This window comes from Rubrivivax sp. A210 (assembly GCF_904426505.1).
In the GTDB taxonomy this organism is placed as follows: Bacteria; Pseudomonadota; Gammaproteobacteria; order Burkholderiales; family Burkholderiaceae_C; genus Rubrivivax.
In genome coordinates this window covers 138,438-153,839 of sequence record NZ_CAJGBN010000067.1, presented here as the reverse complement: position 1 = coordinate 153,839, position 15,402 = coordinate 138,438, and the positions used below count along the sequence as shown (strand labels likewise).

Below are 15,402 nucleotides of genomic sequence, written 5' to 3'. Positions count from 1 at the left end.
AGGCCCGGACCCGGCCCGGAACCTAGACCACGCGCCCGAACCACCAGATCGAGAGCGAGGCCGCCAGCAGCACCAGCAGGGCGCCCAGGGCCGCGAACAGGGCGCTGATCTCGGTTTCCTTGCGCTCGACCACCATGCGCGAGCTCAGGCCCTCATAGACCTTCTTCAGGTCGTCGGCGGTGCCGGCGTAGAAGTATTCGCCGTGGGTCAGGATGGAGACGTTCTTCAGTGTCTCCTCGTCCAGCCGCACACGCATGCTCCAGCCCTCGAAGCCGATGATCTCGCCTTCCTTCGTGCCTATGCCTACGGTGTAGACGCGGATGCCGCGCTCGGCCGCCATCTTGGCGGCCTCCAGCGGATCGGGCCCGACGGTGCGCTGGCCGTCGGTGAGCATGATGATGGCGGCCGAGCTGTAGGAGCCCGGCTCCACCGGCTTGAAAGGCTTGGCGTCCTTCTTCTCGTTGATGGGCTTGCCGGGAAAGTTCTTCTGCCCGGTGACGTGCTGGATCTCGATGCCGGCTTCGGGGAAGAGCGTGGCCAGGCTGAGGATGATGCCGCTGCCGGTGGCGGTGCCTCGCTGCAACTGAAAGCGGTCGATGGCGGCGATCACGTCTTCGCGGCTGACGGTGGGCGCCTGCACCACGGCCGCGGTGCCGGCGAAGGAGACCACGCCCACGCGCACCTCGCGCGGCAGGTTGTTGACGAAGGTCTTGGCCGCCTCCTGGCTGGCTACCAGGCGGTTGGGCTTGACGTCCTCGGCGCGCATGCTGCCCGAGACATCCATGGCCAGCATGATGGTGCGCTCGGCCAGCGGCAGCGTCAGTGTGGCCGCCGGCCGCGCCACCGCCAGCAGCAGCGCCGCAAAGGCCAGCAGCAGCAGCAGCGGCGGCACATGGCGACGCCAGCCCGGGCCGCGCCCCAGGGCCTGGCGCGCCACCGCCACGCTGGCCAGCCGCACCGTGGCCTTGCGCCGCCGCGCCAGCAGCCACAGGTAGAGCGCCACCAGCAGCGGCAGCAGCGCCATCAGCCCCAGCAGGCTGGGCCAGTAGAACTTGATCATGGCGCGCTCTCCGCCGCCATCTCTGCCAGCGGCTGCGCGCGCTTCAGCGCCGCCGGCATCAGGCGCGCGGCCGGCAGGCGTGCGCGCTGGCGGCGCAGGTCGGCAAAGCGCAGCAACGACTCGAGCAAGTCGTCATCGGTGGCCAGTTCCAGCACGTCGGCGCCGGATTGCGCCAGCGCATCGAGCAGCGCTGCTTCCTGCTGCTGCGCAATGGCGGCATAGCGGGCGCGAAAGCCGGGGTCGTCGGCATCGACGAGCAACTGCTCGCCGGTCTCGGCGTCTTCCAGCGTCAGGAGGCCGAGGCCGGCCTCGGCGGGCAGGGCCATCTCCAGCGGATCCCACAGCCGCACCGCGACGACATCGTGTCGGCGTGCCAGCCGGCCCAGGGCCTGCGCCCAGCCCGGCTGGCTGATGAAGTCGGACAGCACGAAGACCAGCGAGCGCCGCCGCATCACGCCGTCGGCCGCGCGCAGCAGGTCGGCGAGCGCCGTGCCTCCAACCGTCGACCCGATGCCGTTGCCTGCGGGTGTGCGCGGCCGTGGCCGGCGCATGCGCTGCAGCAGTTCCAGCACATGCAGGCGCGAGTTGAGCGGCGGCAGCACGGTGTCGACCTCGTTGCCGTACATCAGCGCGCCGACGCGGTTGCCATGGCGCGTGATCACGCGTGCCAGCGTGGCGACGAAGCCGGCCGAGACGGCGAGCTTGGTGACGTCGGCTGAACCGAAATCGACGCTGCCCGAAAGATCGAGCAGGAACCAGGCGGTGAGGTCGCGGTCTTCGGTGAACTGGCGCACATAGGGCTGCTGCAGCCGCGCCGTGACGTTCCAGTCGATGTGGCGCACATCGTCGTGGTGCTGGTATTCGCGCAGATCGGCCAGGTCAACGCCGGCGCCGCGCCACAGCGTGCGGTAGTCGCCTTGCAGCAGGCCGTCGAGGCGGCGTATCACCGCCCATTCCAGGCGCCGCAGCAGGGCGTCGGGCGTGGCGGCGGCTGCGGCGGCCTCAGGCATGGGCACCGGGCCGGTCGGCGGCGGCGTGGGCCAGCGGCTTGTCGGGCGCTGGCACGGTGGCCAGGATGCGCTGCACCAGGGCGTCGGCGTCGACGTTCCCGGCCAGGGCCTCGTAGCTGAGCACGATGCGGTGGCGCAGCACGTCGGGCACGAGGTCGGTCATGTCCTCGGGCAGGGCATAGCGGCGGCCGCGCAGCAGCGCCAGGGCCTTGGCGCCCTCGATCATCGCAATGGTGGCGCGGGGGCTGGCGCCGTAGGTGATGTACTTCTGCAAGTCCTTCAGGCCGTGGGCCTGGGGCCGCCGGCTGGCGCCGACCAGGCGCACGGCGTACTGCATCAGGGCCGGGTCGCAATAGACGGCGCGGCATTCGCGCTGCAGCGCCGCAAGCTGGAAGGTGTCGGCCACGGCATTCACCTCGGCCGGCTCGCCGGTGACGCGCTGCACGATGACGAACTCTTCTTCCTCGCTGGGGTAGTCGACCAGCACCTTCATCATGAAGCGGTCGACCTGGGCCTCGGGCAGCGGGTAGGTGCCCTCGGTCTCGATCGGGTTCTGCGTCGCCATCACGACGAAGGGGTCGGGCACCTTGTGGCTCTCGCCGGCGATGGTGACCTGGCGCTCCTGCATCACCTCGAGCAGTGCGCTCTGCACCTTGGCCGGCGCGCGGTTGATCTCGTCGGCCAGCAGCAGGTTGGCGAACACCGGGCCCAGGTTGGTGCCGAACTCGCCGGTCTTCTGGTTGTAGATGCGCGTGCCTATCAGGTCAGACGGCACCAGGTCGGGCGTGAACTGGATGCGCTTGAAGCTGCCGCGCATGGTGCGCGCCAGGGTCTTGACGGTGAGCGTCTTGGCCAGGCCCGGCACGCCCTCGACCAGCAGATGGCCCTGGGCCAGCAGGGCCACCAGCACGCGCTCAAGAAAGCGGTCTTGCCCGACGACGACGCGCTTGACCTCGTAGAGCAGGCGTTCCATCAGGGTGGCGGTGTCGGCGGCGTCGTTCATCGTGGGGTGGGGGTGGCGTTCAGAACGGCGGCATGCCGGCCGCGGCGGCGGCGTTCTCTATCGGCACGGCAAAGCCGATGCCGATGAAGGTGCGCTGCTCCGAGGGGTTGAGGATGGCGGTGACAATGCCGACGACATGGCCGTCCATGGTCACCAGCGGGCCGCCGGAATTGCCGGGGTTGGCGGCGGCGTCGAACTGGATCAGGTTGGTCAGCGTCTTCTCGCCGTCGGGCGCGCGGAACTCGCGCTTCAGGCCCGAGACCACGCCGTAGCTCACCGACGGGCCGATGCCGAAGGGGTGGCCGACGGCGATGACGTGGTCGCCCGGTCGCAGGTCGGCCGTGGAGCGCATGGTGGCGGCCTCGAGGTCGTCGGGCAGGCTCTCGGCCTTGAGCACGGCGAGGTCGTGCTCGGGTTGGGCGCCGATCAGCGTGGCCGCGCTCTCGTGGCCGTCGGCGAAGCGCAGCTTGATCTTCTTGGCGCCCCACACCACATGCAGGTTGGTCAGGATGGTGCCGTTGTCGATGATCACCACGCCCGTGCCCAGGCCGCGCTCCAGCGCGCGCTTGTCGTCAGGCTTGTCCTCGCCGCTGTCGTTCTCGTCGAGCATCGAGACCACGCGCACCACCGAGGGCAGGATGGCCTCGTAGGCCTTGGCCGCGGCGCTGGGCTGGGGCTCTTTCTCGAGCGATTGGCGCACGGCGGCGTCAATGTCGTCCTGGGTGATGGCGCGCGGGCCGGGCCGCAGCTGCAGCGCCAGCAGCAGCGAGGCCAGCGCGAACAAGGCGCCGGCCAGGGCCCACAGCGGCGCCGGCCAGGTACGGGCCAAGCGCCGCAGGCGGCCGTGGGCGCTTGGCGCTGGGGGCGCGCCGGCCTGCGCTGCGGCCGGGGACATCGCAGTGGCATCGGCAGCCGGCGGCAACGCCACCCCGGCCGCGGCGGCGCGGCGTGGCGAAGGGCTGTAGAGCGGAGCCTTCTTCATGGGCGGGGCACGGTATCACGTTGCGCCCGCGGTTGCAGCGCGGGCGTGCCGCGGGCGGGCTGCGCCATCATCGCGCCATGTGGATCGACACGCACTGCCACCTCGACGCGCCGGAGTTCGATGCCGACCGCGACGCCGTGGTGGCGCGCAGCCGCGCCGCCGGCGTCGCGCGCTGGGTGCTGCCGGCCGTGGCGGCGGCGCATTTCGAGGCCGTGCGCGCGCTCGCCCACGCCCACGGCGGCGCCTACGCGCTGGGCATCCACCCGCTCTATGTGGACCGGGCCGACGACGCCGACCTCGACCGCCTGCGAGAGGCCTTGCAGCGCTGGCGCGACGACCCGCGCCTGGTGGCCGTGGGCGAGATCGGCCTCGACCATTTCGTGCCCGAGGCGGTGGCCGGCCGCGAGCGCCAGGCGCTTTTCTATGCCGCCCAGCTCAAGCTGGCGCGCGCCGCTGGCCTCCCGGTGATCCTGCATGTGCGGCGCTCGGCCGACGCGCTGCTGGCTCAGTTGCGCCGCATACCTGTCGTCGGCGGCATCGCCCACGCTTTCAACGGCAGCCCGGCGCAGGCGGCGCATTTCCTGGCCCTGGGCCTGCGCCTGGGCTTTGGCGGCGCCATGACCTTCGAACGTGCGCTGCGCATCCGCGAACTCGCCGCCACCCTGCCCGAGACGGCTCTGGTGCTGGAGACCGACGCGCCCGACATCCCGCCGCACTGGCTTTACCGCAGCGCCGCCGAACGAGCCGCCGGCGCGGTGAGCCGCAATGAGCCGGCCGAGCTGCCGCGCATTGCCGAGACCCTGGCCGGCCTGCGCGGCTGGAGCCTGACCCAGGCCGCGGCGCAGACCACCGCCAACGCCCATGCGGCGCTGCCGCGGCTGGCGGCGCTGGAGTCGTTGGCCTCACCGGAGCAGCCGTCTTGAATGCACCGAGCCCGCGCCTGCAAGGCCTGGCGCCGGTGATCGCGGCCGACGCCCGGCTGCTGATCCTGGGCAGCTTTCCCGGCGCCGCCTCGCTGGCGGCGCAGCAGTATTACGGCCATGCGCGCAACCAGTTCTGGCCGCTGCTGGGTGCCATCTGGGAAATTGACCTGATGGCGTTGCCCTATGCCGGGCGGCTGGCTGAACTGCAGCGGCGCGGCCTCGGGCTGTGGGACATCTATGCCAGCTGCCGGCGCCAGGGCAGCCTGGACCAGGCCATCGAAGAGCCGGTGTTCAACGACCTCGCCTCGCTGCGGCGCCTCGCGCCGCAGCTGGTCCTGGTGGTACACAACGGCGGCGAATCGGCGCGTGCGATGCGCCAGACCGCGGCCCTGGGCCTGCCGGTGCTGCGCCTGCCGTCCAGCAGCCCGGCCAACGCCAGCTGGTCCTTCGAGCGCAAGCTGGCGGCCTGGACCGAGGCCTTGGCGCGCGCCGGTGTGCGATGCTGAGAGAGTTGAACAAGCGACAGCCAAGGAGAGCGCGAGTGGCGTACACCTACGATCAGGTCGACGACCTGCAGAACACCGCCAAGGTGGGTTCCAAGCAATGCGTGGCGCTGGTGCAAACCTACGCCAAGGCGCCGGTCACCTCGGCCTGGAAGGCCGGCAAGGCCGTACTGGGCGAGACCACGCTGAAGAAGGGCACGGCCATCGCCACCTTCGTCGACGGCAAGTACGCCAGCAATGCCACCGGCAACCACGCGGCACTCTATCTGTCGCAGGATCTGGCCGGCATCTGGATCATGGACCAGTGGGCCAGCGATGCCAGCAAGCCCAAGGTCTCCAAGCGCTATCTGCGCCGCAAGGGCCGCCTGGCCACGGGAGGCTTCGTCGATCCATCGAACAATGCCGAGGCCTACGCGGTGATCGAATGAAGAGCCGGCCCATGAGATCGCACCGGCATCGCGCCACGCTGGCCTGGCTCCTCATCTGCGCCGGCGCACCGGCCCTGGCTTCGGCCCAGGTCCCGGCACCGGCGGCCCTGGACTGTCCTCCCGCCGTGCGCCTGGAGGGTGGCCGCGTGGTCGCCGCTGCCGGGCAGGTTGATCTGGCCGGCTGGCAGGGCCGCATCGAGGCCGGGTCAGTGCGCCTGAGCGGCGTGAATGTCTTCGAGGGCCCGCCAGCCGACGGAGCCGTGCTCAAGCCGACCACCGGCAGCGGTGGCGGCAGGGTTTCGGTGTGGCGCTTCGGCGGCCCCGATGCCGGCGGGCGCTTTCTCAGTTGCGACTACGCCGAAGGCCTGCTGCGCCTGCACGCGCCGGTGCCCCCGGGCGCTACCTCGTGCACCGCGACGCTGCAACGCCAGCGCCCGCAGGGCACGCTCAGCGCGGGCTTCGTCTGCCGATGAGTACCGGCACGCGGCGCATCGCGCAGGACCTGCCGCCGGTCACGCTGTCCGAGGAGGACGGCGTGCGCTACCTGCACCTGGGCACGATGTGGATCCAGGGCGGCATGCGCATCAGGAAGCCCCAGGTGGTGGAGATCGACTACGTGCAGCGCATGCTGGCCGCGCTGTTGTGGCTGCCGGCGGCGACGCTGGGCGAGGGCCAGGCGGTGCAGCTGGGCCTGGGCGCAGGCGCGCTGACGCGCTTTGCCGCAGTGCAGCTGGGCATGGCGACCACGGTGGTCGAGATCAACCCCGATGTGGTGGCCGCCAACCAGCACTGGTTTCATCTGCCGCAGGCGGCGGAGGTGGTGCTGGGCGACGCCGCCGACTGGATGGCCCAGGCCGCGCCGTCCAGCGTGCGGCTGCTGCATGTGGACCTTTACGACCATGAGGCTGCCGCGCCGGTGCTCGACAGCGAAGACTTCTACGCCGCGTGCCGCCGCCTGCTCGAGCCTGGCGGCGTCTTCGCCGTCAATCTCTTCGGCCGCCATTCCAGCTTCGAAGCCAGCCTGGCGCGCATTGCCGCCGCCTTCGGCAGCGACCAGGTCTGGAGCCTGCGTCCGACGCGCGAAGGCAATACCGTGGTCGTGGCCGGGCGTGGCGTGGTGGTGCCGGATCGCGAGGAACTGACGGCGCGGGCGGCTACCATCGAAGCGCGCTGGGGGCCCCTCGGGCTGCCGGCGCGCAAGTGGCTGCGCATGGTGCGGCCCTACACCCCACCTCAGGACGAGGCCCCATGACCCGCTCCGTCACCGCCACCCTGACCCCTGACTCGCCACCCGTTCCGCGCGGCAAGCTCGAGTGGCCGCTGCTGCTGGACTGGCTGTGCGCGGACGGCCTCGTCAGCGCCGAAGATGGCGAGCAGGTGCGGGCGCGCTTCCGCGCCGGCAGTTCCAGCATGCACGCGCTGGTGCGCCTGGGTGGCGCCGGCCTCGAGCGCCAGGGCAGTGGCCAGCCGCTGGACCTGGAGGCGCTCACCGAGTGGCTGGCTTCGCGCTGCCAGCTGCCCTATCTGCGCATCGACCCGCTGCGCGTGGATGTCGGCCGCGTCGCCGAGGTGATGAGCGTGCAGTACGCCCAAAGCCGCCACGCGCTGCCGGTGTCGGTGTCGGCCACCGAGGTGGTGATTGCCACCGCCGAGCCGTATGACACCGCCTGGCTGCCCGAGATCGAGGCGCACACGCGGCGCCATGTGCGCCTGGTGGTGGCCAATCCCGAAGACCTGCGCCGCTACACGACCGAGTTCTACACGCTGGCGCGCAATGTGCGTGCGGCGCAGAAGACCGGCGAGGTGGCCTCCACCGCCAGCTTCGAGCAACTGGTGGAACTGGGCAAGAGCAACAAGACGCTCGATGCCAACGACCAGGGCGTGGTGCAGGTGGTCGACTGGCTGTGGCAGTACGCCTTCGACCAACGCGCCAGCGACATCCACCTCGAGCCGAGGCGCGACATGGGCGCCATACGCTTTCGCATCGATGGCGTGCTGCACACCGTCTACCAGGTGCCGCTCACGGTGATGGGCGCGATGACGGCGCGCATCAAGCTGCTCGGCCGCATGGACGTGGTCGAACGCCGCCGCCCGCTGGACGGCCGCATCAAGACGCGCCGCCCCGATGTCGACGGCAAGCCCGGCGGCGAGGTCGAGATGCGGCTGTCGACCCTGCCCACGGCCTTCGGCGAGAAGATGGTGATGCGCATCTTCGATCCCGAGGCGGCCGTCAAGGGCCTGGCGGCGCTGGGCTTCGGCCCGGTGGAAAGCCGTGCCTGGCAGCAACTGATCGCAAGGCCGCACGGCATCATCCTCGTCACCGGCCCCACCGGCAGTGGCAAGACGACCACGCTTTACGGCACGCTCAAGACCCTGGCCACTGAAGAGGTGAACGTCTGCACCATCGAAGACCCGATCGAGATGATCGAGCCCTCCTTCAACCAGACCCAAGTGCAGCCGGCGCTGGAGATGGGCTTCGCCGAGGGCTTGCGCGCGCTGATGCGCCAGGACCCGGACATCATCATGGTGGGCGAGATCCGCGACCTCGCCACTGCCGAGATGGCGATCCAGGCCGCGCTCACCGGCCATCTGGTCTTCAGCACCCTGCACACCAACGATGCCGTCGGCGCCATCACCCGCCTGTCCGACCTGGGCGTGCCGCGCTACCTGATTGCGGCCACCGTGATCGGCGTGCTGGCGCAGCGCCTGGCGCGCACGCTGTGCCCGGCCTGCAAGCTGCGCGACGAGGGCACGACGCGCGAGATGCTGGACGATGTCGCGCGCCCCTGGCGGCTGTCGGGTGGCGTGCGGCCCTACCGTGCGGTGGGTTGCCTCGAATGCCGCCACACCGGCTACCGCGGCCGCGCCGGCCTGTATGAGCTGCTCACCATGAGCGAGGCCTCGCGCGCCGCCATCCACCCCGAGATCGACGCCTCGGCCCTGCGCCGCCAGGCCGTGCGCGACGGCATGCGCCCGCTGCGTCTGGCCGGCGCGATGAAGGTGGCCGAAGGCCTGACGACGCTGGAAGAGGTGCTCAGGACCACGCCCAGTCTGGACGTGCAGCGCTGAGCCGCCCCCTGGGGTGCGCCGAGTGGAGCGGAGGGCGGGGCGGCGGCCCCGGGCTTTCCGCTTCCTTACGTGGAAACCACAGCGGGGGGGCGGTGGGCCGTCCCTAGAATCGTTTGCAGACCATAGCCTCGAGGAGACAAGACTTGAAGATCAAGAGCCAGAAAGACTTCTGGTCCGGCATGATGTTCCTCGTCATCGGCGTCGCGTTCGCCTGGGGATCGCTGGGCTACAGCATGGGTGCCTCGGCACGCCCGGGGCCGGGCTACTTTCCCTTCGGCCTGGGCGTGCTGATGGCCTTGCTGGGCGGGATGATCCTGTTCAAGGCGCTGACCTTCGAGGTCGAGGGGGGTGATCGCATCGGTCCCTGGGCCTGGAAGCCGCTGATCATGATCACCGCCACGGTGGCCATCTTCGGCTGGACGCTGCCGCACATCGGCATGGTCGCCGCGCTGCCCATCCTGGTCTTCGTCGCGGCCCTGGCCGGCGACGAGTTCCACTGGAAAGACGCGCTGATCAGCTCCATCGTGCTGACCATCGGCAGCTGGCTCATCTTCATCAAGGGCCTGTCGCTGACGATTCCGCTGTGGCCCAAGTTCATCACCGGCTGAGGACTGCGCCATGCAAGATCTCCTGAACAATCTCGCGCTCGGCTTCGGCGTTGCGTTCACCTTCACCAACCTGGCCTATGCCTTTGGCGGTGCGCTGCTGGGCACCCTGATCGGCGTGCTGCCGGGCCTGGGCCCGGTGGCCACCATCGCGATGCTGCTGCCCAGCATCTACGCGCTCGATGCCACGCCGGCGCTCATCATGCTGGCCGGCATCTATTACGGCGCGCAGTACGGCGGCAGCACCACCGCCATCCTGATCAACGTGCCCGGTGAATCCAGCTCGGTGGTGACCGCCATCGACGGCTACCAGATGGCGCGCCGGGGCCGCGCCGGGGCCGCGCTGGCCGCGGCCGGCCTGGGTTCCTTCTTCGCCGGCTGCGCCGGCACCATCGTCATTGCCGCCTTCGCGCCGCCGCTGACGGAGCTGGCCTTCAAGTTCGGCCCCGCCGAGTACTTCGCGCTGATGGTTCTGGGCCTCATCGGCGCCGTCGTGCTGGCCTCGGGTTCGCTGCTCAAGGCCATCGCGATGATCGTGCTGGGCCTGCTGCTGGGCCAGATCAACACCGACGTCATCTCCGGCGTGCCGCGCTTCAGTTTCGACATTCCGCAGCTCACCGACGGCATTGGCTTCGTCGCCATCGCGATGGGCGTGTTCGGATTCGGCGAGATCATCTCCAACCTCGGCCGCCCGGCCGAGCACCGCGAGGTCTTCACCAAGGACGTGAAGGGCCTGTGGCCCACCAAGCAGGACTTCCTCAACGCCTGGCCGGCGGTGCTGCGCGGCACCTCGCTGGGTTCCATCCTCGGCGTGCTGCCGGGCGGCGGCGCCCTGCTGGCCTCGTTCGCGGCCTACACGGTCGAGAAGAAGATGCGCATGAAGCCGGGCGAGGTGCCCTTCGGCCAGGGCAACATCCGCGGCGTGGCCGGCCCCGAGAGCGCCAACAACGCCGGTGCCCAGACATCCTTCATCCCCATGCTGACGCTGGGCATCCCGCCCAATGCGGTGATGGCGCTGATGGTGGGCGCGATGACGATCAAGGGCATACAGCCCGGCCCCCAGGTGATGACGAGCAACCCGCAACTGTTCTGGGGCCTGATCGCCAGCATGTGGGTGGGCAATGCGATGCTGGTGATCCTGAACCTGCCGCTCATCGGCATCTGGATCAAGCTGCTCACCGTGCCCTACCGCTTCCTCTTCCCGGCCATCATGGTGTTCTGCGGCATCGGCCTGTACACGCTCAACAACAGCCCCTTCGACGTCTACATGGGCGCCGGCTTCGCCGTCGTCGGCTACGTCTTCTACAAGCTGGGCTGCGAGCCGGCGCCGCTGCTGCTGGGCTTCATCCTGGGGCCGATGATGGAAGAGAACCTGCGCCGCGCGCTGCTGCTCTCGCGCGGCGACTGGAGCACCTTCATGACGCGGCCCCTGTCGGCGGGGCTGCTGGTGGCGGCGCTGCTGATGGTGGTCGTCGTGATGCTGCCGGCCATCCGCAACAAGCGCGAGGCCGCGTTCCAGGATGCCGACTAGCGCCTCACGCCCCGTGAAGCGCTGCCCGGGCCCCGAAGAGGGGCCCTTTTTCCTTCACGCGAGCCCGGCCTGAGCATGGCGCTGCCAGCCGCCCTCACCCCGCTGAAAGGCCCGGTCTTTCGCGGCCTCTGGCTGGCCTCGCTGGTGGCCAACCTGACGATGTGGATGAACGACGTCGCGGCAGCCTGGCTGATGACCACGCTCACCACCAGCCCGGTGATGGTGGCCCTGGTGCAGACGGCGGCCACGCTGCCGGTCTTCCTGCTCGGCCTGCCCAGTGGCGCGCTGGCCGACATCGTCGACCGCCGGCGCTATTTCGCCGCCACCCAGCTCTGGGTCTCGGTCAATGCGCTGATCCTGGCCGGGCTCTCGCTGGCCGATGCGCTGAGTGCGCCGCTGCTGCTGGCGCTGACCTTCGGCAACGGCATCGCGCTGGCGATGCGCTGGCCAGTGTTCTCGGCCATCGTGCCCATGGTGGTGGAGCGGCGCGAACTGGGCGCGGCACTGGCGCTCAACGGCATCTCGATGAACCTTTCGCGCGTGGTCGGCCCGGTGCTGGCCGGGGCGCTGATCGCCGGCACCGGGCCGGCTGCCGTCTTCGTGCTCAACACGCTGCTGGGCGGCGTTGCCTTCGCCCTCATCCTGCGCTGGCGCCATGAGCCCGGCACCAGCGCGCTTCCCGGCGAGCGTTTCGTCGGCGCCATGCGTGCCGGCCTGAACTTTGCGCTGCAGTCGCCGCGGCTGCGCGTGATCCTGCTGCGCATCTTTCTCTTCTTCCTGCAGTCCACCGCACTGATGGCGTTGCTGCCGCTGGTGGCGCGCATGCTGCACGGCGGCGGTGCCGGTACCTTCACGTTGATGCTGTCCTGCGTGGGCGGCGGCGCGGTGCTGGCGGCCTTCTTCTTTCCGCGCTGGCGCGAGCGCTTCAACCGCGACCAGTTCGTGCGCATCGGCACCGTGGTGCATGCCGCACTGTCCTGTCTGGTTGTCGCGCTGCCCGAGATCTGGATCGCATTGCCGGCCATGGTGCTGGCCGGCATGGCCTGGATCTCGGTGGCCAATTCGCTCACCGTGGCGGCCCAGGTGGCCATGCCCAACTGGGTGCGGGCACGCGGCATGGCCATCTACCAGATGGCGCTGATGGGCGGCTCGGCCGCCGGTTCGCTGCTGTGGGGTCAAGTGGCCGAATTCGCCGGCGTGCGCAACGCCATCTTTGCCGCCGCGGCCTTCGGCATCGTGGTGCTGGTGGCGACGCGCCGGCTCACGGTGGAGGGCGGCACCGACCCCGATTTCACGCCGGCCGCCACGCGCGCCGTGCCCGAGCCGGCCTACGAGATCGGCCCCGAGGAAGGCCCGGTGATGGTGACGCTGGAATACCAGATCGACCCGGCCCGCGCCGCCGAATTTGCCCAGGTGATGCAGCGCACGCGGCGCGCCCGGCTGCGCCAGGGTGCGTTGTCCTGGGGCCTGTTCCGAGATGTGGCCGTTCCCGGGCGCTATGTCGAATATTTCGTCGACGAGAACTGGCTTGAGCACCAGCGCCGGCTCGAGCGCTTCACCGCCTTCGACGCCGGCCTGCGCGAGCAGCGCATGGCCTTCCATCTCGGGCCCGAGCCGCCGCTGCTGCGGCGCTACGTGGCCGAGGGCGATGCCCTGCCTCCGGGCGCCGGGGCCTGACGGGCAATTCCGACCCCGCGCGTGCCGGCGCGCCCGGCACAATCGGCTCCCCACCCAGCCCCACCGGCGATGGCCGGCTCTGCCCATGCATGACTTCGACTGGTCCAACGGCTATGCCAGCCACCGCTCGCCCGTGTTCGCGCGCAATGTCGTCTCCACCTCGCACCCGCTGGCGGCCCAGGCCGGCCTGCGCATGCTGCAGGCCGGCGGCAACGCGGTCGACGCAGCCATCGCGACGGCGGCGATGATGACCATCGTCGAGCCCTGCAGCAACGGCCTGGGCTCCGACGCCTTCTGCATCCTGTGGGACGGGCGCCAGCTCCACGGCCTCAACGCCAGCGGCTGCGCGCCGGCGGCCTGGACGCCGGACTACTTCCGCCAGCGCCACGGCGCCGACGCGCGCACGCCGCCCAAGCGCGGCTGGGATTCGGCCACTGTGCCGGGCGCGGTCTCGGCCTGGATGGCCCTGAGTGCGCGCTTCGGCAAGCTGCCTTTCGCCGATCTGCTGGCGCCGGCGATAGAGACCGCCGAGCGCGGCTATGCGGTGCCGGTCATCATCCAGCAGAAGTGGGCCAATGCCGCGGCCCTGCCCGAGCTCACCACCCAGCCCGGCTTTGCCGAGGCCTTTCTTCCGCACGGCCGCGCGCCGGCGGTGGGCGAGCGCTTTGCCTTCGCGGCGGCGGCGCGCACGCTGCGCCTGATTGCCGGGAGCCGCGGCGAGGCCTTCTACCGCGGCGAGGTGGCCGAGGCCATCGCCGCCCACGCCCGCGCCCATGGCGGCGCGATGACGGCGGCCGACCTCGCCACCTACCAACCCGAGTGGGTGACGCCCATCTCGCGCGACTACCGCGGCCACACGCTGCACGAGATTCCGCCCAACGGCCAGGGCATCGCGGCGCTCATCGCGCTGGGCATCCTCGAGAAGTTCGACATCGCCGCGCTGCCGCGCGACGGCGTGGCCAGCCAGCATCTGCAGATCGAGGCCATGAAGCTGGCCTTTGCCGATGTCTATCGCCATGTGGCCGAGCCGCGCAGCATGCGTCTCACGCCGGCCCAGATGCTGGACGATGGCTACCTGGCCGAACGCGCCCGCCTCATCGATCCCAGCAAGGCGCAGAACTACGGCCCCGGCCATCTGCCGCAGGGTGGCACCATCTACCTCACGGCAGCCGATGCCGGCGGCATGATGGTCAGCTTCATCCAGAGCAACTACATGGGATTCGGCTCGGGCGTGGTGGTGCCGGGCTATGGCGTGAGCCTGCAGAACCGCGGCCACGGCTTCACGCTCAACCCGGCCAGCGACAACCTGGTGGCGCCGGGCAAGCGCCCCTTCCACACCATCATCCCGGCCTTTCTCACGAAGGACGGCGCGCCGGTGATGAGCTATGGCGTGATGGGCGGCGACATGCAGCCGCAAGGCCATATGCAGACCCTGGTGCGCATGCTCGACTACCACCAGAACCCGCAGGCCGCCTGCGACGCGCCGCGCTGGCGCTATTTCGGCGGCACCGTCAATGCCGAGGACGGCTTCCCCGCCGCCACCGCCCAGGGCCTGCGCGACCTGGGCCACCGCGTCGAGGCCTTCGCCGACAGCTACCAGGACTATGGCGCCGGCCAGTTCATCTGGCGCCTGGGCGACCCCGCGGTGGAAGGCTATGCCGCCGCCAGCGACCCTCGCCGCGACGGCCAGGCCGCGGGCTATTGATGACGCAGGACGGCCCGTCGCGGGGCCGATCCTGGGGCGCCGGCCTGGCCCTGGCCGCGGCCGGTTCCATTGCCTTCAGCGGCAAGGCCATCATCGTCAAGCTGGCCTACCGCCACGGCGTCGACGCGGTGACGCTGATCATGTACCGCATGCTCTTCGCGCTGCCACTCTTCCTGGCCCTGGCCTGGTGGGCCGGACGCGGCAAGCCGGCGCTGGCGCGGCGCGACCTGGGCGTGATCGCCGGCCTGGGCTTCAGCGGCTACTACCTTGCCAGCTTCCTCGATTTCGCCGGCCTGCAGTACATCAGCGCCAGCCTCGAGCGGCTGATCCTCTACCTCAACCCGACGCTGGTGCTGCTGCTGGGCGTGCTGCTGCACGGCCAGCGTGTGCGGCGGCGCCAGCTGCTGGCGCTGGCGATCAGCTATGCCGGCGTGGCCCTGGTCTTTGGCCATGAGCTGGAGTTTTCGGGCGCGCACTCGGCGCTGGGCGCGGTCCTGGTGTTCGGCAGCGCGGTGAGCTATGCCGTCTACCTGGTGGCCAGCGGCAAGGAGGTGCAGCGCCTGGGTGCGGCCCGCCTCACCGGCTGGGCCACCTCGGTGGCCTGCGGGCTGTGCATCGCGCAGTTCCTGCTGCTGCGGCCGCTGTCGGCGGCGGCGGTGGCGCCGGCCGTGCTGGGGCTGTCGCTGCTGAATGCCACGCTGTGTACCTTTGCGCCGGTGCTGATGGTGATGCTGGCCATCGAGCGCGTCGGCGCCACCGTGACGGCGCAGACCGGCCTCATCGGGCCGCTGGCCACCATCCTGATGGGCGTGGCCATCCTGGGTGAGCCTTTCAACGCCTGGATCATGGCCGGTACCATCGCCGTGCTGGCGGGGGTGTGGCTGCTCGCCCGCTCACGCTGAACCG

15 protein-coding genes are annotated in these 15,402 nt (G+C 70.5%); 11 read left to right on the top strand and 4 right to left on the bottom strand.

Translation table 11 applies throughout. The features are described 5' to 3' along the window. Nucleotides 1-22: 22 nt before the first annotated feature. The 4 genes from JMV16_RS21910 to JMV16_RS21895 are packed head-to-tail and all read right to left on the bottom strand — an operon-like array spanning nucleotide 23 to nucleotide 4,055. Complete coding sequence (locus JMV16_RS21910; RefSeq protein WP_201496519.1) at nucleotides 23-1,057, bottom strand: VWA domain-containing protein; 1,035 nt, start codon at nucleotides 1,055-1,057, stop codon at nucleotides 23-25. Further along, nucleotides 1,057-2,070 (bottom strand): DUF58 domain-containing protein, encoded by a 1,014-nt coding sequence (locus tag JMV16_RS21905; protein ID WP_201496445.1) that lies wholly within the window; start codon nucleotides 2,068-2,070, stop codon nucleotides 1,057-1,059. The genes JMV16_RS21910 and JMV16_RS21905 overlap by 1 nt, the downstream gene beginning before the upstream one ends. Continuing rightward, nucleotides 2,063-3,073 carry an AAA family ATPase gene (locus JMV16_RS21900; protein ID WP_201496444.1) on the bottom strand — a complete coding sequence of 337 codons (1,011 nt, stop codon included), beginning with the start codon at nucleotides 3,071-3,073 and terminating at the stop codon, nucleotides 2,063-2,065. The genes JMV16_RS21905 and JMV16_RS21900 overlap by 8 nt, the downstream gene beginning before the upstream one ends. 19 nt (nucleotides 3,074-3,092) lie before the next feature. Further along, nucleotides 3,093-4,055 (bottom strand): S1C family serine protease, encoded by a 963-nt coding sequence (locus JMV16_RS21895; protein ID WP_201496443.1) that lies wholly within the window; start codon nucleotides 4,053-4,055, stop codon nucleotides 3,093-3,095. A 77-nt stretch (nucleotides 4,056-4,132) separates the two neighbouring features. Here JMV16_RS21895 and JMV16_RS21890 point away from each other — a divergent pair, with 77 nt between their 5' ends. From JMV16_RS21890 to JMV16_RS21840, 11 genes are all read left to right on the top strand, one after another. Next, nucleotides 4,133-4,978: a TatD family hydrolase gene (locus tag JMV16_RS21890; RefSeq protein ID WP_201496442.1), complete on the top strand. Its 846-nt coding sequence runs from the start codon at nucleotides 4,133-4,135 to the stop codon at nucleotides 4,976-4,978. Then, nucleotides 4,975-5,484: a DNA-deoxyinosine glycosylase gene (locus JMV16_RS21885; RefSeq protein WP_201496441.1), complete on the top strand. Its 510-nt coding sequence runs from the start codon at nucleotides 4,975-4,977 to the stop codon at nucleotides 5,482-5,484. Before JMV16_RS21890 ends, JMV16_RS21885 begins: the two co-directional genes overlap by 4 nt. Nucleotides 5,485-5,519: 35 nt before the next feature. Next, on the top strand, nucleotides 5,520-5,909 hold the full coding sequence (locus tag JMV16_RS21880; RefSeq protein ID WP_236580653.1) for a BPSL0067 family protein: 390 nt from the start codon (nucleotides 5,520-5,522) through the stop codon (nucleotides 5,907-5,909). Between the two features lie 11 nt (nucleotides 5,910-5,920). After that, complete coding sequence (locus JMV16_RS21875) at nucleotides 5,921-6,382, top strand: STY0301 family protein (protein ID WP_201496439.1); 462 nt, start codon at nucleotides 5,921-5,923, stop codon at nucleotides 6,380-6,382. Then, entirely contained in the window at nucleotides 6,379-7,161 is a 783-nt protein-coding gene (locus JMV16_RS21870; protein ID WP_201496438.1) for a methyltransferase domain-containing protein, read from the top strand. The genes JMV16_RS21875 and JMV16_RS21870 overlap by 4 nt, the downstream gene beginning before the upstream one ends. Next, on the top strand, nucleotides 7,158-8,978 hold the full coding sequence (locus JMV16_RS21865; RefSeq protein ID WP_201496437.1) for a GspE/PulE family protein: 1,821 nt from the start codon (nucleotides 7,158-7,160) through the stop codon (nucleotides 8,976-8,978). The genes JMV16_RS21870 and JMV16_RS21865 overlap by 4 nt, the downstream gene beginning before the upstream one ends. Nucleotides 8,979-9,121: 143 nt before the next feature. Further along, nucleotides 9,122-9,586: a tripartite tricarboxylate transporter TctB family protein gene (locus JMV16_RS21860; RefSeq protein WP_201496436.1), complete on the top strand. Its 465-nt coding sequence runs from the start codon at nucleotides 9,122-9,124 to the stop codon at nucleotides 9,584-9,586. A 10-nt stretch (nucleotides 9,587-9,596) separates the two neighbouring features. Next, nucleotides 9,597-11,114, top strand: a complete 1,518-nt coding sequence (locus JMV16_RS21855; protein ID WP_201496435.1) for a tripartite tricarboxylate transporter permease — start codon at nucleotides 9,597-9,599, stop codon at nucleotides 11,112-11,114. Between the two features lie 75 nt (nucleotides 11,115-11,189). Continuing rightward, nucleotides 11,190-12,791 carry an MFS transporter gene (locus JMV16_RS21850; protein ID WP_201496434.1) on the top strand — a complete coding sequence of 534 codons (1,602 nt, stop codon included), beginning with the start codon at nucleotides 11,190-11,192 and terminating at the stop codon, nucleotides 12,789-12,791. Nucleotides 12,792-12,876: 85 nt separating this feature from the next. Continuing rightward, nucleotides 12,877-14,496, top strand: coding sequence for a gamma-glutamyltransferase family protein (locus JMV16_RS21845; RefSeq protein WP_201496433.1), 1,620 nt, complete (start codon nucleotides 12,877-12,879; stop codon nucleotides 14,494-14,496). Next, nucleotides 14,496-15,398, top strand: a complete 903-nt coding sequence (locus tag JMV16_RS21840) for a DMT family transporter (protein ID WP_201496432.1) — start codon at nucleotides 14,496-14,498, stop codon at nucleotides 15,396-15,398. The genes JMV16_RS21845 and JMV16_RS21840 overlap by 1 nt, the downstream gene beginning before the upstream one ends. Nucleotides 15,399-15,402 lie beyond the last annotated feature (4 nt).